At 60.8% G+C, this 18,292-nt stretch carries 19 protein-coding genes and 1 other RNA gene; 7 read left to right on the top strand and 13 right to left on the bottom strand.

The annotated features are described in order from the left end of the window. Position 1 precedes the first annotated feature (1 nt). Positions 2-634, top strand: coding sequence for an MOSC domain-containing protein (locus tag ACQY1L_RS14350; RefSeq protein ID WP_430241377.1), 633 nt, complete (start codon positions 2-4; stop codon positions 632-634). 37 nt (positions 635-671) lie between these two features. Here ACQY1L_RS14350 and ACQY1L_RS14345 read toward each other — a convergent pair whose 3' ends face one another. From ACQY1L_RS14345 to ffs, 3 genes are all read right to left on the bottom strand, one after another. After that, positions 672-995 (bottom strand): YbaB/EbfC family nucleoid-associated protein, encoded by a 324-nt coding sequence (locus ACQY1L_RS14345; protein ID WP_062454196.1) that lies wholly within the window; start codon positions 993-995, stop codon positions 672-674. 22 nt (positions 996-1,017) lie between these two features. Continuing rightward, entirely contained in the window at positions 1,018-2,895 is a 1,878-nt protein-coding gene (locus tag ACQY1L_RS14340; RefSeq protein WP_430241375.1) for a DNA polymerase III subunit gamma/tau, read from the bottom strand. Positions 2,896-2,971: 76 nt separating this feature from the next. Next, positions 2,972-3,068, bottom strand: an RNA gene (gene ffs / locus ACQY1L_RS14335) — signal recognition particle sRNA small type. An 85-nt stretch (positions 3,069-3,153) separates the two neighbouring features. On the opposite strand from ffs, the gene ACQY1L_RS14330 reads away from it, so the two are divergent. After that, entirely contained in the window at positions 3,154-3,564 is a 411-nt protein-coding gene (locus tag ACQY1L_RS14330) for an HIT family protein (RefSeq protein WP_062578590.1), read from the top strand. Then, positions 3,561-4,517 carry an NAD(+) diphosphatase gene (gene nudC, locus ACQY1L_RS14325; protein WP_113109292.1) on the top strand — a complete coding sequence of 319 codons (957 nt, stop codon included), beginning with the start codon at positions 3,561-3,563 and terminating at the stop codon, positions 4,515-4,517. The genes ACQY1L_RS14330 and nudC overlap by 4 nt, the downstream gene beginning before the upstream one ends. 18 nt (positions 4,518-4,535) lie before the next feature. On the opposite strand, the gene ACQY1L_RS14320 is transcribed toward nudC, so the two are convergent. Beyond that, positions 4,536-5,399, bottom strand: coding sequence for a prephenate dehydratase (locus ACQY1L_RS14320; RefSeq protein WP_062454192.1), 864 nt, complete (start codon positions 5,397-5,399; stop codon positions 4,536-4,538). A 12-nt stretch (positions 5,400-5,411) separates the two neighbouring features. Continuing rightward, positions 5,412-6,170 (bottom strand): 3-deoxy-manno-octulosonate cytidylyltransferase, encoded by a 759-nt coding sequence (locus ACQY1L_RS14315; protein ID WP_092663973.1) that lies wholly within the window; start codon positions 6,168-6,170, stop codon positions 5,412-5,414. Between the two features lie 150 nt (positions 6,171-6,320). Between ACQY1L_RS14315 and ACQY1L_RS14310 the strand changes: the two genes are divergently transcribed. Beyond that, positions 6,321-6,908, top strand: a complete 588-nt coding sequence (locus ACQY1L_RS14310; protein WP_062454190.1) for a c-type cytochrome — start codon at positions 6,321-6,323, stop codon at positions 6,906-6,908. Positions 6,909-6,933: 25 nt separating this feature from the next. Here ACQY1L_RS14310 and ACQY1L_RS14305 read toward each other — a convergent pair whose 3' ends face one another. Continuing rightward, entirely contained in the window at positions 6,934-7,878 is a 945-nt protein-coding gene (locus tag ACQY1L_RS14305) for an AEC family transporter (RefSeq protein ID WP_113109293.1), read from the bottom strand. A 349-nt stretch (positions 7,879-8,227) separates the two neighbouring features. Between ACQY1L_RS14305 and ACQY1L_RS14300 the strand changes: the two genes are divergently transcribed. Then, entirely contained in the window at positions 8,228-9,220 is a 993-nt protein-coding gene (locus ACQY1L_RS14300) for an adenosine kinase (protein ID WP_062578597.1), read from the top strand. Here ACQY1L_RS14300 and ACQY1L_RS14295 read toward each other — a convergent pair. Then, positions 9,213-9,755 carry an SH3 domain-containing protein gene (locus tag ACQY1L_RS14295; protein ID WP_062454187.1) on the bottom strand — a complete coding sequence of 181 codons (543 nt, stop codon included), beginning with the start codon at positions 9,753-9,755 and terminating at the stop codon, positions 9,213-9,215. The genes ACQY1L_RS14300 and ACQY1L_RS14295 overlap by 8 nt on opposite strands. 164 nt (positions 9,756-9,919) lie before the next feature. On the opposite strand from ACQY1L_RS14295, the gene ACQY1L_RS14290 reads away from it, so the two are divergent. After that, positions 9,920-10,924, top strand: coding sequence for a 2-hydroxyacid dehydrogenase (locus tag ACQY1L_RS14290; RefSeq protein ID WP_062454186.1), 1,005 nt, complete (start codon positions 9,920-9,922; stop codon positions 10,922-10,924). Here ACQY1L_RS14290 and ACQY1L_RS14285 read toward each other — a convergent pair. The 3 genes from ACQY1L_RS14285 to recF are packed head-to-tail and all read right to left on the bottom strand — an operon-like array spanning position 10,921 to position 13,350. After that, positions 10,921-11,403 (bottom strand): GNAT family N-acetyltransferase, encoded by a 483-nt coding sequence (locus ACQY1L_RS14285; protein WP_062454185.1) that lies wholly within the window; start codon positions 11,401-11,403, stop codon positions 10,921-10,923. The genes ACQY1L_RS14290 and ACQY1L_RS14285 overlap by 4 nt on opposite strands. After that, positions 11,400-12,188: a molybdopterin-synthase adenylyltransferase MoeB gene (moeB, locus tag ACQY1L_RS14280; protein ID WP_156461793.1), complete on the bottom strand. Its 789-nt coding sequence runs from the start codon at positions 12,186-12,188 to the stop codon at positions 11,400-11,402. Before moeB ends, ACQY1L_RS14285 begins: the two co-directional genes overlap by 4 nt. Positions 12,189-12,225: 37 nt before the next feature. Further along, complete coding sequence (recF, locus tag ACQY1L_RS14275) at positions 12,226-13,350, bottom strand: DNA replication/repair protein RecF (protein ID WP_430241369.1); 1,125 nt, start codon at positions 13,348-13,350, stop codon at positions 12,226-12,228. A gap of 197 nt (positions 13,351-13,547) precedes the next feature. Between recF and ACQY1L_RS14270 the strand changes: the two genes are divergently transcribed. Further along, positions 13,548-13,754 (top strand): SlyX family protein, encoded by a 207-nt coding sequence (locus tag ACQY1L_RS14270; RefSeq protein WP_425503195.1) that lies wholly within the window; start codon positions 13,548-13,550, stop codon positions 13,752-13,754. Positions 13,755-13,757: 3 nt separating this feature from the next. Here the strand turns inward: ACQY1L_RS14270 and ACQY1L_RS14265 are convergent, their stop codons facing one another. The 3 genes from ACQY1L_RS14265 to dnaK all read right to left on the bottom strand — a co-directional run bounded on the left by ACQY1L_RS14265 (position 13,758) and on the right by dnaK (position 18,224). Beyond that, positions 13,758-14,936, bottom strand: coding sequence for a low temperature requirement protein A (locus ACQY1L_RS14265; protein WP_192078044.1), 1,179 nt, complete (start codon positions 14,934-14,936; stop codon positions 13,758-13,760). Positions 14,937-15,091: 155 nt separating this feature from the next. Further along, entirely contained in the window at positions 15,092-16,228 is a 1,137-nt protein-coding gene (dnaJ, locus tag ACQY1L_RS14260) for a molecular chaperone DnaJ (protein WP_062454181.1), read from the bottom strand. A gap of 94 nt (positions 16,229-16,322) precedes the next feature. Continuing rightward, the gene (gene dnaK, locus ACQY1L_RS14255; RefSeq protein ID WP_062578609.1) at positions 16,323-18,224 is read right to left on the bottom strand and encodes a molecular chaperone DnaK; all 1,902 of its coding nucleotides are present in this window, start codon (positions 18,222-18,224) and stop codon (positions 16,323-16,325) included. Positions 18,225-18,292: the final 68 nt, after the last annotated feature.

The following is an 18,292-nucleotide window of genomic DNA, read 5'->3' as shown; positions in this document are numbered from 1 at the left end:
AATGAAACTTCTTAGCCTCTGCCTTGGTCATCCGGAAAAGCTTCCGGGCAAGAGCTACAAGACCGGCATCAACAAGATGCCGATGAAAAATCCGGTCATGGTCGATATCGAAGGACTGGTCGGCGATGCCGTCTGCAACACGAAATATCATGGTGGCCCGGAGCAGGCGATCCTGCTCGAAGGCAGTCTCACGCTCGACTGGTGGCGGTCGGAACTCGGCCGCGATATTCCCGATGGCACGTTCGGCGAAAACCTCGTCATCGAAGGGCTCGACAACCGCGACGTGGCCGCCGGCGATTGTTTCCGCATCGGTGCCGAGCTCGTTCTGCAGGCGACATCGGCCCGCACGCCCTGTGCCACGCTTGCCGCCAAGATGGGCGACCCGACTTTCGTCAAAGCCTACAGGACGGCTGCTCGCCCCGGCATCTACTGCCGGGTGCTGACGCCGGGTTTCGCATCGGCGGGCGATGCCGTCGAATTCAGCGCGTATCAGGGAACGAGGGTTTCCATTCCGGAAATGCTCGCAAAATTCGGCAAGCGTCTGGGAGATGACGACCGGCAGGGGTTTTTATCCGCACCCATCCACGCCGATATGCGAGAGGCGATCGAAGCCGGAAAACCCGCCAAATTCTAGCGAAAAGGCGGGTCCTCTACGGAACGCCGGTCTCGTCTTAGAACGGCAGCTTCATGCCGGGCGGGATCGGCAGGCCGGCGGTCAGTTCCTTGGTCTTTTCGGCAGTGATTTCTTCTGCCCGATCCTTGGCCAGCTTGTGCGCTGCAATGATCAGGTCTTCGAGGATCTCGGATTCGTCTTCCTTGAACAGGGACGGATCGATCTTCAGACCCAGCATGTCGCCCTTGCCGTTCATCCGGATCGTCACGAGGCCGCCACCGGCCGTGCCTTCGACTTCGAGAGCGGCGATATCCGCCTGCATCTTCTCCATCTTGGCCTGCATTTCCTTGACCTTGCCCATCATGCCCATGATGTCGCGCATCGGGATCTCCTCTTCCTGATTTTTAAAGTTCGATGTCGTCGCCCGGCAGGATATCGCCCTCGGCGCTTTCCACCACGGCTGGCGGCGGCAATTCGTCTGCGTCGATTTCGTCCTCGCTCACGCGGATCCGGACGTCGGTGATCTTTGCGCCGGGAAACTGCGACAGGATCGCCGCGACATCCGGGTCGGAGCGGGCGTCGGTCAGCCGCGCCTCGCGCGCCGTACCCTCTGCCTCGACCAGTGTCGGCGAACCGTCTTCCTTGCTGAGGGAGACGATCCAGTGGATGCCGGTCCATTCCTTCAGCTTGACGCCGAGTTCGCCGGGCAGCGTCGTTGGTCCGCCGTCGGTCAGGCGCATGTCGAGCCGGCCCGGCTCGATCTTCACCAGACGCACGAAATTGCGCACGAGCGCCTTCAGCTTCGCGTCACGGTTCTTGGAGCAGAGATCGACGATGTCGGCCAGCGAGCGCATCGCAACGCTGGGCTCGGGCTTCTCCTCGACACGGCCGACCGGCATCTCGCGCGGGTTGTCGTTCGGCACGGCTTTCAGCATCGCGGTCGGTCCGCCTGACGGCATCCGCTGCGATTGCATATCGATCCCGCGGGCATTAAGCGGCGGCTGCGATGACGAAGTCTGGCCTGCGCCATTGCCGCCGCCGTTCCCATTGGGCGCGCCGCGCTGGCCATCGCCACCGGAAAGGTCGGCAAGCCGCCGCGCCGCGTCTTCCGGCGAGGGAAGGTGGGCGGCATGAGTGAGGCGGATCAGCACCATTTCGGCGGCACCGGCGGGGCGGGAAGAGTTCTCCGCTTCCGGAATGCCCTTGAGCAGCATCTGCCAGATCCGCGACAGGGTGCTGACGGCGATCGTCTCGGAAAATTCGCGACCGCGCACACGCTCCACTTCGCTCAGCGAAGGATCGTCCGCCGCTTCCGGGATATATTTGAAGCGTGTGACGAGATGGGTGAAGTCTGCAAGGTCGGTCAGAACCACGACAGGGTTGGCGCCGGCCTCGTATTGGGCGGTGAATTCGGAAAGGGCAGCCGTCACGTCGCCCTGCACGATCTGTTCGAACAGATCGACGATGCGGGCGCGGTCGGCAAGACCCAGCATGCCGCGGACGGTATCAGCCACCACATGGCCTGCGCCATGGGCAATCGCCTGGTCGAGAAGGGAAAGTCCGTCGCGAGCCGAACCTTCGGCCGCGCGCGCGATCATCGACAACGCCTCGGTCTCGGCCGGTATGCCTTCCTTTTCAAGGATGGTCGTGAACAGGCCGACGAGATCGGCAGCACTGATCCGGCGGAGGTCGAACCGCTGGCAGCGCGACAGGACAGTGATCGGCACCTTGCGGATTTCCGTCGTCGCGAAGATGAACTTCACATGCTCCGGCGGCTCTTCCAGCGTCTTCAGCAGGCCGTTGAAGGCCTGCGTGGAGAGCATGTGCACTTCGTCGATGATGTAGACTTTGTAGCGCGCCGAGACAGGCCGATAGCGCACCTGCTCGATGATCTCTCTGATATCGTCGATGCCGGTGTGCGAGGCTGCGTCCATCTCGATGACATCGACATGCCGACCTTCCATGATCGCCTGGCAGTGTTCGCCGGGGATACGCAGATCGATCGTCGGGCGATCGATCTCGGCGGTCTTGTAATTGAGCGCACGCGCCAGAATGCGGGCAGTCGTCGTCTTGCCGACACCGCGCACACCGGTCAGCATATAGGCCTGGGCGATGCGGCCGGTCTCGAAGGCGTTGGTGAGTGTTCTCACCATCGGCTCCTGGCCGACCATCAGGTCGGAAAAATCCTTGGGACGGTATTTGCGGGCGAGAACCCGGTAGCCACTGCCGGAAGGCGTCGGCGCAGTCGGGTTGCTGGAATATGTCGGCCCGTCGTCGCTCATGAAAATCCTGCCAGCCTGTACGGGCCATTCCGGCCGTCAGAGACTGAGCGCGCCGGATGCTGACCAAGATGAGAGGGTGGGAGGCTGGCACGGCGACCCGTGCCTGGCTCGTTAGGGCTGCTTCCTTCCGGACCTGACCCGGTTGGCGAGTGGCTCGTCCACCACCAACCTCCCACCGCTCATATCGTCAATAACGCTTCCAAATGCAAGCCAAGCCTGTAAAAAACTACGACCAGATAAAAACATTAGGAGGAATGCTTGAGCGAGTTCGAACTGGACGGGCGCATTGCGCGGGACTCCGATCTCATCGCCACCCTCGATCTCTGCCAGCTGCGGATCCAGAATGACAGCCGCTGGCCGTGGCTTGTCATGGTGCCGCAGCGGGCCGACATGACCGAGATCTTCGAGCTTTCAGAAGCGGATCAGGCGCACCTGGCGGCCGAGGTCAATCAGGTTGCGGCAGCGTTGAAAGAGATAACGGGCGCGACCAAGATTAATGTCGGTGCGCTTGGCAACATCGTCCGGCAGCTCCATGTTCATGTGATTGCCCGCTTCGAAGGCGATGCGAACTGGCCGGGCCCGATCTGGGGCTACGGATCCGCAGAACCGTATGATGGCGAAAAGAGGCAGGCCCTGATGAACAGACTGATGGAAAAGCTTTCCCGATGAGCAGCATATTCGATACCGATACACCGCATCCCGACCCAAGCAGTCTCACGGCGTTTTCCGGCAACAAGCTCGACCGGCAAGCGGAAAACCGGGAAGACGACTGCATCGAGAAGGCGCTTTCCGTCGATGGCACCCATATCCTCGCCTTTTCCGGCAGCCGGGTCATTCTGAAGCACGACGGCCAGATCCTCGATCCGCTGTTTGCCGCCTATGAGCTCGCGGAGCTGAAGCCGGATTTCGACCGCGCCGTGCTGCTCGGCCATCACCAGAATGGCGAGCCGCGCGTCGCTGTCCCGGTCACGATCGCCGATGAAGAACTCGCAAGCCATTACAAGCCGACCGAGGCGCGCGCTCTTTTCCGGGAAGGGCTGCTCGATGACGAGCTTCAGGGTGAGGTCGCCCAGGCCGTGTCCCTGCTCAACTGGAATGCCGCCAATATCTTCTGCGGCAAATGCGGCTCACCCACCGAGATGAAGATCGGCGGCTACAAGCGCGTCTGCACACAGTGTCAGCACATGATGTTTCCGCGCACCGACCCCGTCGTGATCATGATGACGATCGATGAGGAAAACGACCGCTGCCTTTTGGGACGCAGCCATCATTTCCAGGAGGGTATGTATTCCTGCCTGGCTGGCTTCGTCGAACCCGGCGAAACGATCGAGCAGGCCGTCAGACGCGAAACCGTCGAGGAATCGGCGATCGAGGTCGGACGCGTGCGCTATCACGCATCGCAGCCCTGGCCGATGCCGCATTCGCTGATGATCGGCTGTTTCGCCGAGGCGACGTCGACGGAGATTACCATCGACGTCCACGAAATGTCTGATGTTCGCTGGTTTTCGCGCGGCGAGGTTCAGGCGATGCTGGATGCAGGTCCGGACGACAAGCCGTTCGGCCCCGCCAAGGGAGCGATTGCCTATCGGCTGATGCGCGACTGGATCGACTGGAAGCGCTGAAAGGAGCGCTTCCGACCGTCAGCCTTTCTGCAGCGCGCCGCGCATCGGATGGCCCTTATAGGTTCCGAGAATGCGGACTTTCTCGGAGAAGAACCGCAGCTCCTCGAGCGCACGGCGCACGGGGGCATCGTCGGGATGCCCCTCGATATCCGCATAGAACTGCGTCGCCACGAACTTGCCGCCCAGCTGATAGCTTTCGAGCTTCGTCATGTTGATGCCGTTGGTGGCAAATCCACCCATCGCCTTGTAAAGCGCAGCCGGTATGTTGCGCACGTTGAACACGAAGGTGGTGACGATCACGTCGTCCGCCTCGTTGCGCTGCACCCACTTCTCGTCGCGCGACAAAACCACGAAACGGGTGACGTTGTTTTCCGTGTCCTCGACATTTTCGGCGAGGATGTCGAGCCCGTAGAGACTGGCCGCAAGCCGTGGCGCAAGGGCCGCCATCGAGCGGTCGCCCTTTTCGGAAACGAGTTTCGCAGCACCCGCCGTGTCGCCGGCAACAACGGCCTTCCAGCCATTGGCGCGGATGATCTTGCGGCACTGGCCAAGCGCGTGGATATGGCTGTGGACGGTGCGGATTTCTTCGCGCTCCACACCCGGCAACACCATCAGCTGGAACCGGATCGGCATGAAATATTCGCCGACGATATGCAGACGCGATTCCGGCAGCAGGTAGTGAATGTCGGCCACACGTCCGGCGATGGTGTTTTCGATCGGAATCATTGCGAGATCCGAATCACCGTTCTCCAGCGCCTGGAACGCATCCTCGAAGGTCGGGCAGGGCAGGGGTTCCATGTCCGGAAACATGTCCCTGGACGCCATATCGGAATTGGCGCCGAATTCACCCTGGAAGGAAATGCGGTTGGTCGAGGCATTCATGAGGCTGATCCGTTACAAACCGCGGGAGGAAAGGATGGCACGCGCCTTTTCAAGGTCGGCCGGCGTGTCGACGCCCAGCGGCACCGATGCGACGATTTCGGCATCGATGCGCATGCCCGCTTCGAGTGCCCGCAACTGCTCGAGCGATTCGCGCTTTTCGAGCACCGAAGGGCCGAGCGTCACGAATTTCTCAAGCGCAGTGCGGCGATAGGCGTAAAGCCCGATGTGGTGGTAGAGCGGGCCGTTGCCGTAAGGGGCTGTGGCGCGGGTAAAGTAGAGCGCCTTCAGCCGCGTGTCTGACAACGGCGAACCGACGATCTTGACCACGTTCGGATTGGTCTTCTCGTGCTCTTCGGTGATTTCGACGGTCAGCGTGGCAATATCCGTCTGCGGGCTGTCCAGCAGCGGTTTGAGCGAGGCGCGCACGACGTCGGCTTCCACGGTCGGCAGGTCGCCCTGCACGTTGATGACGTATTCCACCCTGCCATCGGGGTCTGCCTTGGTCAGCGCTTCGAAGATCCGATCGGAACCCGACTGGTGGTCTTCGCGGGTCATGACTACCTCGAAGCCTGCAGCTTTCACCACATCGAAAATGTCCTGATGGTCCACGGCAACGACGATGCGACCGACATTGGCCTCCTCGGCGCGCTTTGCGACCTGCACGATCATGGGAAGGCCGGCGATGTCTGCGAGCGGCTTGCCGGGAAGGCGCGTCGACGCCATTCGTGCTGGAATGAGGACGAGCGTCCGGTCGAAAGCCGTGTAAGTCATCGTAAAACCTTCCAATCCAGCCTGTGCAGTGGCAAAAAGTCTCAAGCAGAACGAGCGTATCGTGTTGCAAGGCCTCTGCAAAAGACATAGCTTCCAAACAAATTCAAGGTGCCTGCTTTGGGACGGCGGGCCGGTGAGGAGAATTTGCTGATGAATCCCTATGTAAACATGTCGGTAGGCGCATTGCTTGCCACGGTTTTCGTGATGATGTCCGTATCGATCGCGTCGGAGGGGATTTTCCACTCGCCGTCGCCTGAGAAGGAAGGATTTGCAATCGCCGCGCTGGAAGAGCCAGCCGGCGGCGAAGCGGCTGCCGGTGGCGGTGCCGCGGAAGTTGTCCCTGTTGGTCAGCTGATGGCGGGTGCCGATGCCGCTGCCGGCGCAACGGTATTCAAGAAGTGTCAGAGCTGTCACTCCATTGAAAAGGGAGGCCCCAACAAGGTGGGTCCCGATCTATGGGGTGTTGTGAACCGTCCGATCGCCAGCCATGAGGGCTTTTCCTACTCTGCTGCCATGAAGGATTTCTCCAAGGGCGGTGCGGAGACCTGGACGTTCGATCACCTCAACCACTTCCTCGTTGCGCCCAAGGCCTACGTGAAGGGGACAGCGATGGGCTTTGCCGGATTGAAGAACGACAAGGAACGCGGCAACCTGCTTGCTTATATCCGCGAACAGTCTGATAGCCCTGCGCCACTGCCTGAACCCGGCGCTGCACCCGCTCCCGCCCCGACGAACTGATCCCACCCGGCGGCAGACATTCCGATCACGACAGCAGCCAACCCCAGAAGCTTACGGTGATAAGGCCGAACGCTGTCGTGATGCTGATGGTCGAGGCCGCAAGGCTTTGTCCGGACCTGAACCGCTGGGCAATCAGCCAGGCATTGATGCCCGTTGGAACAGACGAGGTCAAAACCAGAGCGGCCGCCCAGTCCCGCGGCAGCCCGATCGCATGGCTTGTGGCGAACACGATCGCCGGCATCAGGGTAAGCTTCAGGACTGCAACGGCCGTGGCGAGATTGATATCGCCACGGATCGGATAACGGGTGAGCGCCATGCCGATTGAAATCAGCGCCACCGGCCCGGCTGAGGCGGCGATCTGGTTGACGACAGGCAGCACGGACGTGGGGATCGAGAAGCCCAGAAGATTGAACGGTATCCCGATCGCGATCGCGATCACGAGCGGATTGCGGACCAGGTTGCTGGCGACCTGCCGCAGAACCACGGAAAGCGTGCGCTTCTGTGTGCCGTCGACCCGCGCAGTTGCCCCCTCCATCAGGATCGAGCCGGCGATCATCATGATCGGCAGATGGATGGCGAGCAGGATCGAGACGGCAAGAAGCCCTTCCCTGCCGACCATGTGATCAATCAACGGCAGGCCGATGAAGATGTTGTTGGCAAACGCACTCGACATGCCCGCGATGACGCCGACCTTAGCATCCCTTGCGAAGAACCGCGTGGCCATCAGATGCCCGGTCGTCCATGTGACGGCAACGGCAATGAAATAGGCGCTCCACAGCCCGAAGGGAGAGACGCCGCCAAAATGGGCGTCCGCAACCGTCCGGAAGATCAGCATCGGAACCGCGATCTTGAAGACGTATTCCCCCAGCGCGTCACCGGTTTCGGCCTTCAAAAGCCCGGTTTTGGCGGCGAGCCAGCCCATCAGGATCAGGATGAAGACGGGCAGCACATTGGCGAAGACTGACGACACGGACGCGGCTTTCGGAGGAGACTGTTATCTGCGTCTAGCGCAGATCTGGCTGAACGACAAATGCGTCGGGCGCAAACCCGTTGCAGGCGAAAGCCGAAAACAGAAAAGCGGGGCTTGATCCCCGCTTCCTTCCCCGGTCCAGCCAGGGGTGTCCAAACGCTTCGTCGCCAGTTCATCCGTGGTCGACATCAGCAATCGGATGATCGTTATCTAGCGGCTCACCATGACGGGAGAATGACAGCTGCGGATTTTTGGAGCCTTAGTGCCGACAGCGTTTTTTGCTTCCAATCACGGCTAAAGGCGAATACCCGTTCTCTCATCCATTCATTCGAAAGAGGATCAGAGGCGGATGCCGAAATTCGACGTGCTAACCATCGGCAATGCCATCGTGGACATCCTCGCGCGCTGCGACGATCAATTCCTCGGCGACAACGCGATCATCAAGGGTGCGATGAACCTGATCAATGCCGAGCGCGCCGAACTTCTCTACTCGAAGATGGGTCCTGCGGTCGAAGCCTCAGGCGGTTCCGCCGGCAACACAGCGGCCGGCGTTGCCAGTCTCGGCGGCAGGGCTGCCTACTTCGGCAAGGTCGCCAACGATCAGCTCGGCACCATTTTCCAGCATGATATCCGTGCCCAGGGTGTCCACTACGAAACAAAGCCTGACGGTGTTCATCCACCGACCGCCCGTTCGATGATTTTCGTGACGCCGGATGGCGAGCGTTCGATGAACACCTATCTCGGCGCCTGCGTCGAACTCGGTCCTGAACATGTCGAGGAAGATGTGGTTGCCGAATCGAAGGTGACGTATTTCGAAGGTTACCTGTGGGATCCGCCGCGCGCCAAGGATGCGATCCGCGAAGCAGCCCGCATCGCCCATGCGCATGGTCGTGAAGTCTCGATGACGCTGTCGGATCCGTTCTGCGTCGGTCGCTACCGCGAGGAATTCCTGGAGCTGATGAAATCCGGCACCGTGGATATCGTCTTTGCCAACAAGCAGGAACTTCTGTCGCTCTACGAGACGGACGATTTCGAGCTCGCCCTCGGCAAGATCGCTCACGATTGCAAGCTGGCGGCTATCACGCTGAGCGAGGAAGGTGCGGTTCTCGTGCGTGGCAAGGAGCGGATCGCGATCCCGGCCTATGCCATCGAGGAACTCGTCGATACGACCGGTGCCGGCGATCTGTTCGCCGCCGGCTTTCTCTACGGCTATACCGCAGATCGTTCGCTTGAGGATTGCGGCAAGCTTGGCTGCCTGGTCGCGGCCATCGTCATTCAGCAGATCGGGCCGCGGCCGATGGTCTCGCTCGCGCAGGCGGCGAAGGAAAGAGGCCTTATTTAAAGGCCTCTCCCGGGTAAGCGCCCCAGATTTCCGCCTGGGCGATCCAGCCCTCGGCACCGTTTGCTTCCGCATGGCACCAGTCGCCATTGCATTCGCTGATCTTGATCATGACGCCGGGCTCGAGCTTTGCGGTGAGGCCGGCGGATTGCTGCGGCTCGTTGCGCATGTTGACATAGATGTCCTTGCCCTTGCCGCGCATCCACGGCGCTGCAACGGCAGTGCGCTCGCCCGATAGCAGGGCCTGGTTGACCCAGCCCTCCGTGCCCTCGGCATCGCGAACACGGCGCCAGTTGTCGTATTCCTGGATGATTTCCATCGGGGTTCCCGACTTCATGTACATCCATGACACCGCATAATCCGTGCTCGGACCGATGCGGATGTTCACCTTTCTCGATTTCAGGCTGACGAAACGCGGAAGCGGCAGGCCGCTTGCGCCCTTGGCAACGCCCTGTGCAAGTGCGCCGTCGGCGCCGGAAAGGCAGGTGAGGAGCCCGATCGAGGCTGCAAGGAAGGATGTAAAGAATGTTCTGCGCATGAATCTCATTCCGGCTGAAATTCCACAAGCGTTCCTGTCCATGCGAGGTTTTGTTTGTCTTCGCCGACGGGTCTGTTAAGAAAACGCCCTGGATGCCTCAGACTATTGCGCACCTTGGTTAAGGACGTCCTAATGGCAGCTGATTGCAATGCGGCTTTGAAACCATGACAGCGAAGAAAAAACCTCAGGTTTACATCACTCGCAAACTTCCGGACGCCGTTGAAACGCGCATGCGCGAGCTTTTCGACGCAGAGCTCAATATCGACGATTGTCCCCGTTCGCGCGAAGAGCTTATCGCTGCGATGAAGACCGCCGATGTGCTGGTACCGACGGTTACCGATAGGATCGACGCAGGGCTGATCGCGGAAGCAGGCCCGCAGCTGAAGCTGATCGCCAGTTTTTCCAACGGTACCGATCATATCGATGTGGATGCGGCCGCCAAGAAGGGGATCACGGTCACCAACACGCCGAACGTCCTGACCGAAGACACGGCCGACATGACCTTGGCGCTGATTCTTGCCGTCAACCGTCGCCTGGCGGAAGGATCGCGGATCCTCACCGACAAGCCCGGTGACTGGGAAGGCTGGAGCCCGACCTGGATGCTCGGCCGGCGGATCTGGGGCAAGCGTATCGGCATCGTCGGCATGGGCCGCATCGGCAGTGCCGTGGCGCGCCGGGCCAAGGCCTTCGGCCTCGCCATCCATTATCACAATCGCAAACCGGTCAGCCCGGCCACCGAGGAAGAGCTCGAGGCGACCTATTGGGACAGCCTCGATCAGATGCTTGCGCGCGTCGATATCGTCTCGATCAACTGCCCGTCGACGCCGGCGACCTTCCACCTTCTCTCGGCCCGCCGGCTGGCCTTGCTGCAGCCTGGGTCGATCATCGTCAACACCGCCCGCGGCGATATTATCGATGAGGTCGCGATGGTGCAGCTTCTGCGTGACGGAAAAATTGCCGGCGCAGGTCTCGACGTCTATCAGAACGAACCGGCCGTCAATCCGAAGCTGGTCAAGCTTGCGCGCGAAGGGCGTGTGGTTCTGCTGCCGCATATGGGCTCGGCAACGATCGAAGGTCGCATCGACATGGGCGACAAGGTGATCATCAATATCCGCACTTATTTCGATGGCCATCGCCCACCGAACCGGGTTCTGCCCGGCCGGAACTAGGTTGTCTGCGAAAGCCGCTTCCGCATCTCGATCGATGTCGTTCTGGCATAGCCCGCATGGGCATTCTCGGCCGTCTTCACGAAGCCCCACCTCGCGAAGGTCGTGTGATTGCCGGTAAGCTCGATGCGGGTCTCCAGCCTGAGCGCAGGCAGGCCTCTTTGCCGCGCGATATCCTCCGCCACGGAAAGCAGATGCCGGCCGATGCCTCGGCTCTGGAACGCAGGCGATATCGCCAGCTTGCCCACATAGAGACATCCGGGTTCAGGCTTCAGAAACACGCAACCTGCAAGCTGTCCCTCTTCCACCGCGACGAACGCAATCTCGTCGCGCGCCTTCTGCTCAAGCGACACAAGCGTGAGCCGGTGGGCAGAGGAGGGCGGATCGATCACCCCGTCCATATAGGCAAAGGATGACATGATCAGCGTCAGCAGGTCTTCCCAGCCGGTGAAACTCTCGTCGATGCGAACGATCTCAGTCATTCGGTAGCCGTCCGTTTCGCACGGCGCTTGTACTTGATCACATCGAACCGCGTTGCAAGTCCATCGTAGAGCAACAGGCGCCTAACCAGCGGTTCGCCAATCCCTGTCACCAACTTGATCGCTTCCATCGCCATCAGCGTCCCGATCACGCCGGTCAACGCACCAACCACGCCAGTCTCCGCGCAGGCGGGGATGAGGCCTTCCGGCGGCTGCTCGGGGAAGAGGTCGCGGTAGGTGGGGTTGAGATCTCCGTCCTCGCCGGCCTCGTAAGGTTTCAGCACCGTCAACGATCCGTCGAAGCGCCCGACCGCACCCGTCACCAAGGGGATGCGGGCCGCTTCCGCCGCGTCCGCTGCTGCATAGCGCGTGTCGAAATTGTCCGAGCCGTCGATCAGCAGGCGGAAACGGGAGAGATGCATCTGAGCCCATTCGGCGGAGAAGCGCTCCTCGAAATCCATCACCCGCGTATTCGGGTTCAACCGGGCGATCGCCTCTCGGGCACTCCGTGTCTTCATCTCGCCGATCGTGCCGGTATCGTGGATCACCTGTCGCTGCAGGTTGGAGAGCGAAACGCGGTCGTCGTCGACGATGCCGATCGTGCCAACGCCGGCCGCTGCGAGATATTCGAGAATGGGCGCCCCAAGACCGCCCGCACCGATCACCAGCACACGTGCGCTCTTGAGCTTCTGCTGGCCCTGACCGCCGATCTCCGGCAGCAGGATATGGCGGCGATAGCGCTCGATTTCATCTGGGCGGAGCGTGTCCGAATTCTGGTTTTCCATCATGGGATCATAGCACCGCGGCAATCGAGTGTAAGCAGGTTCAGCGGCTAATGCCGCCATGGGAAACGGTCAGGAACTGCGCCCGATCGGCAAGCGCTGCAAACATGTGGCGATCGGTGCCGGTCATGAAGGCCTGACCGCCCAGTCCATGCACGAGATCGAACAATGTCGCGCGCCGTCCCTCGTCCAGATGTGCTGCTATCTCGTCCAGAAGCAGGATTGGCGCATGGCCGGTCATATCAGCCGTCAGGCGGGCCTGGGCAAGCACGAGCCCGATCAGCAGGGCTTTCTGCTCGCCGGTCGAGCAGCGCGAAGCCTCGATGTCCTTCTCGCGGTGACGAACTGTTAGGTCGACACGGTGCGGCCCGTCCAATGTCCGGCCTGCCGCCGCGTCGCGGCCGCGCCCTGACGAAAGCATCGCCAGGTATTCATCTTCCAGGTCCGCCGCCGGCCGATCCATGGCGCCGTCCAGAAACCCTTCCAGCGAAAGCTCAGGCGTCGGAAACGGCGTGTCGCCGAGATTGGCGGAAAGCGTCTTCAGCAGTCCCAGCATCTCGTGCCGGGCCGCCGCCATGGATATACCGAGACCCGCCATCTGCGCCTCGATTGCGGAAAGCCACGCAGGGTCGAACCGTCCTTCGGACAGCAACCGGTTGCGGCTGCGCATGGCACGTTCGAAATCGCCCGCCCGCCGGCCGTGACCTGCATCGAGCGAGAGAACCAGTCGGTCGAGAAAGCGGCGGCGGTCGGCCGAGGGGCCGGTGAACAGGCCGTCCATCGCCGGCGTCAGCCACAGGGCACGAAGATGGTCGGAAAGTTCCTCCGTCGATTTTGCCGGCGTGCCGTTGATCCGGAGCTTACGGCTGACACCGTCGCCGTCATTCGCTTCGATGCCGGTGCCGAGCGAAACTTCGCCCTCCATCCCGTCCACATCCGCAAAGACGCTGAAACCTGCGGCAGCACCGACGCGCGTGACATCGCTCAGCACGGCGCGGCGCAGGCCACGGCCGGGAGACAGGAAGGACACGGCTTCGAGAAGGTTGGTCTTGCCTGCACCGTTCTCGCCGGTCAGGACGACATGCCGGCCGTCGAGATCGAGCGAAGCCTGGGTGTAATTCCGGAAGTCGGTCAGCTTCAGCCGGGAAAGGAAAGTCTTTTGCGCCATCTTGTATCGCGTTGTTTCCACGTAGGAGCTAAGGACTTCGCGCCAAGAAGGCAAGCGCAGGTCTGTAACTGACATCACCCTTAGCGAGTTGCAGGCCGTGCCCGCCGTTTTCTTCCCGCTCCAAACGCTGTAGTCTCGGAGAAAGCCTCAGCCGGAAGGATCCGGCGACGGCCCGAAATCGAGTGCGAGTGAATAGTGTGACCGACGACGATAGAATTTTGAAGCTGGAGGAATTGGCGGCGCATCAGGCCAAGGTCATCGAGGAATTGTCCGACCAGCTTGCCGAACAGTGGACGGTCGTCGAGCAGACCCGCTCGAAGCTCGACCGGCTGACCGTACGCTTTCTGTCCCTCGAGGAAACCTCGCTGGAAGCGCCGGCCAACACCAGGCCGCCACACTACTGACCGTCACGCGGCGGCGCGGGCAAAGCGCCTCAGGGCCACATATTCCCAGATTGCGACGGCAAGAAGCGAACCCGTCGCAAGCATCTGGATGTGGACGGTTGTCAGGCTCGCAACAAGCAGAAAGCAGGTAACAAGGACGGCAATGCCGGCACAATGCGACCATGGCACATGCTTTGTCGAATGCGTCTTTACCCAGATCATGCCGCTTAAGAACAGGATCGGACCGCCTAGAAGCGCGAAAGCCTGAGCAAGCGTTGCATGCTCGTGCGCATGCGACAGGGCGAAGTCTTCACCGACTGCAGTAAGGATGATGCCAGCGATAATCGGCAGATGACCGTAGGTGAAAAGATGATTCGCGGTCGCCTGCGGCTCTGAACTTTCTTCCGCCTTGTCGGCTGCCTTTTCCTGCCCGTCATGGAAGTAGATCCACCACATCAGCACGGTCGAAAGGAAGGCTACAAACAGCACGAGTGGCGTCAAGCTGCTTTCCAGATGACTGGACGCATTCTTGCCCGTGGTGAGGATCGTTTCCCCAAGTGCGATGATGACGAACAGCGCGCAGCGTTCGGCCATATGCTCGCCGTTGATATCAAGCGTTTCCGCAGGCGCGGCACCTAGCCCGGGCACCCGGTAACGCAGGATCGGTGCGATATATTCGATCGCCAGCGCAGCGATCCAGAAATACACCCGGACGGACTGTTCACTGAGGCCGCCGGCGATCCACAAAGCGCTTGAAACCGAAAGCCAGACGGTAATCCGCTGGAAGGTGACATAAGAGGCCCGATCGGCGTGTCGGAAGGCGTAGAGGGCAAACAGCGATCGGATGATCTGCATGGCCGAATAGGCGAGCGCGAAGGTCAGGCCCATGTCCTGAAACGCCCTCGGCAGGGCAATTGCCAGAATGACGCCGAGAAACATCAGGCCGAACAGCAGGATCCGCACCGGCTCTATTTCGGCATCGAGAAGATTGGTGACCCAGGTTGTGTGGATCCAGACCCACCAGAGCGCGAAGATGAAAATGAGCGCTTCGGCGGCGATCCCGAGCGAGAAATCCGCGGCCAGCGTTTCCGACAACTGGATGAAGGCGAAGACGAAGACCAGGTCGAAGAACAGTTCCGGGAAGTTGGCCTTGGTCGCCTGCTTGTCGTCTTTGCGAAGCCAGTAGTGTTTACCGTCCGTCATGTCTGGTCTCGATTGTTTCAGTCCCGCAACTACAGAGCGGGCTTGTTCAGCTCTATAATAATGGCTGGGCAGATTGCGGTGTCTATAAGGGTTTTAACGAAGAAAAACGCCGGCGCAGGGCCGGCGTTTTGCAATCTTCGTCGTTGCGACAGCCATCAGGTGTCGAAGAATTCCTTCATCCGGGCAAAGAAGCCCGTCGATTCCGGATTGTTCTCCTTGGACGAGATGTCCTCGAACTCCTGCAGCAGCTCGCGCTGGCGCTTGGTCAGCTTCTGCGGCGTCTCGATCTGGATCTGAATGTAGAGGTCACCCGTCTGTGAAGACCGCAACACCGGCATTCCCTTGCCCTTGAGGCGGAACTGCTTGCCGGCCTGTGTGCCCTCAGGAACGGTCACACGTGACTTCGATCCATCCAGCGTCCCGACATCGAACGTGCCGCCAAGCGCTGCCGTCGTCATGGAGATCGGCACGGCGCAGTAGAGATCGGCGCCATCACGCTGGAAGAACTCGTGCGGTCGGACCGACAGGAAGATGTAGAGATCCCCGGTTGGGCCACCGCGCGCACCGGCTTCGCCTTCGCCCTGCAGGCGAATGCGCGTGCCGTCTTCGATGCCCGATGGAATGTTTACGGACAGCGAACGCTCTTCGGTGACGCGACCCTGGCCGTGGCACTTGGTGCACGGATCGGTGATGGTCTGTCCGCGGCCATGACAGGTCGGGCAGGTCCGCTCAACCGAGAAGAAGCCCTGGGATGCACGGACCCGCCCGGACCCCTGGCAGGTGCCGCAGGTCTTCGGCTGGGTGCCGGGCTTGGCGCCCGAACCCGAACAGACGTCACAGGTGATCGAGGACGGAACCCGGATCTGCGCCGTCTTGCCGGCATAGGCCTCGTCGAGGGTGATCTCCATATTGTAGCGAAGATCGGCGCCACGTTCGCGACCGCCGGACGACCGGCGCGCACGGCCGCCGCCCATCATGTCGCCGAAAATGTCTTCGAAAATGTCGGAGAAGCCACCTGCTCCCGCGCCGCCGGAGAAGCCGCCACCGCCGCCGCCCATGCCACCCTGTTCGAAGGCAGCATGACCGAAGCGATCATAGGCCGCGCGCTTCTGGGGATCCTTCAGCGTCTCGTAAGCTTCGCCGATTTCCTTGAATTTCTTCTCAGCTTCCGCATCGCCGGGGTTCTTGTCGGGATGGTATTTCATCGCAAGCTTACGGAAGGCGCTTTTCAGCTCCTTCTCGTCAGCGGATTTGCCGACACCCAGCGTTTCGTAAAAATCTGCTTTAGCCATAAGCGGTAACCGGCTCCAGAAAGGGTTCCGGCTGCACGATGGCAGCCGGATATCTTAGTCGACTATCTAGCGGTATCCGTCAACGGAGCCAGACTTAGGCCGACTTCTTGTCGTCCTTGATTTCCTCGTAGTCGGCATCGACGACACCGTCGTCCTTGCCGGCTTCGGCAGCGCCACCATCAGCCTGCTGGGCCTCATAGATGGCCTGACCAAGCTTCATGGATGTTTCCATGAGGGTCTGGGTCTTCGCCTGGATATCGTCTGCATCAGGCTCGGGAGCCTCGACAGAAGCCTTGAGCGCGGCAATGGCATCCTCGATCGCCTTGCGGTCGGTCTCGGTTACCTTGTCGCCATATTCAGCCAGCGACTTCTCGCTGGAATGAATGAGGCTTTCGGCCTGGTTCTTGGCTTCCACACCGGCACGACGCTTCTTGTCGGTTTCGGCGTTCGCCTCGGCGTCCTTGACCATCTTCTCAATGTCGGCGTCGGACAGACCACCAGATGCCTGGATGCGGATCTGCTGTTCCTTGCCGGTACCCTTGTCCTTGGCCGAAACCTGGACAATGCCGTTGGCGTCGATGTCGAACGTGACTTCGATCTGCGGCATGCCGCGCGGAGCCGGCGGCAGACCGACGAGGTCGAACTGACCAAGCAGCTTGTTGTCCTGCGCCATTTCACGCTCACCCTGCGAAACGCGGATCGTCACGGCCGACTGGTTATCGTCGGCGGTCGAGAAGGTCTGCGACTTCTTCGTCGGGATCGTCGTGTTGCGGTCGATCAGGCGGGTAAAGACGCCACCGAGCGTTTCGATGCCGAGCGACAGCGGGGTCACGTCGAGAAGGAGAACGTCCTTGACGTCGCCCTGCAGAACGCCGCCCTGGATCGCGGCGCCCATGGCAACCACTTCATCCGGGTTGACGCCCTTGTGCGGCTCCTTGCCGAACAGCTGCTTGACGACTTCCTGTACCTTCGGCATGCGGCTCATGCCGCCGACCAGAACGACTTCGTCGATTTCAGCGGCAGTCACGCCGGCATCCTTCAAGGCTGCCTTGCACGGTGCGACAGTGCGCTGGACGAGATCGTCGACCAGGCTTTCGAACTTCGAGCGGGTCAGCTTCAAGGTCAGGTGCTTCGGACCGGAAGCATCGGCCGTGATGAACGGCAGGTTGATTTCGGTCTGCTGCGACGACGACAGTTCGATCTTTGCCTTCTCGGATGCTTCCTTGAGGCGCTGCAGAGCGAGCTTGTCGTTCTTCAGGTCGATGCCGTTTTCCTTCTTGAACTCGTTTGCGAGATATTCGACGAGACGCATGTCGAAGTCTTCACCGCCGAGGAAGGTGTCACCGTTGGTCGACTTCACTTCGAAGACGCCATCGCCGATTTCGAGAACCGAGATATCGAACGTGCCGCCGCCCAAGTCGTAAACGGCAATCGTCTTGCCTTCCTTCTTGTCGAGGCCGTAGGCAAGTGCTGCAGCCGTCGGCTCGTTGATGATGCGCAGAACTTCAAGACCCGAAATGCGGCCGGCATCCTTGGTTGCCTGGCGCTGGGCATCGTTGAAGTATGCGGGAACCGTGATGACGGCCTGCGTGACCTTCTCGCCGAGATAGGCTTCTGCGGTTTCCTTCATCTTCTGAAGGATCATCGCCGAGATCTGGGCAGGAGAGTAGGCCTTGTCCTGGGCCTTCACCCAAGCGTCGCCGTTGTCGCCCTTGACGATGTCGAAGGGTACGAGGCCCTTGTCCTTCTCAACGGTCGGGTCTTCGTAGCGGCGGCCGATAAGGCGCTTCACTGCGAAAAGCGTATTGGTTGGGTTGGTTACAGCCTGGCGCTTGGCCGGCTGACCGACGAGACGTTCGCCGTCGTCAGAAAATGCGACCATGGACGGCGTCGTGCGCGCGCCTTCCGCATTCTCGATGACTTTGGAATCCTTGCCGTCCATGATGGCGACGCAGGAGTTGGTAGTGCCAAGGTCGATGCCAATTACTTTTGCCATATCTTCTCTCTCCTTTAAGCGAACTGTCGGAACCCCGTGAAAGGCATTCCTTTGACAGTTCCTCGACT

Source organism: Neorhizobium sp. DAR64862/K0K3, from assembly GCF_050500185.1.
Taxonomy (GTDB): domain Bacteria; phylum Pseudomonadota; class Alphaproteobacteria; order Rhizobiales; family Rhizobiaceae; genus Neorhizobium; species Neorhizobium soli.
The sequence above is the reverse complement of the archived record's forward strand: the minus strand, read 5'-3'. Positions and strand labels throughout refer to the sequence as shown.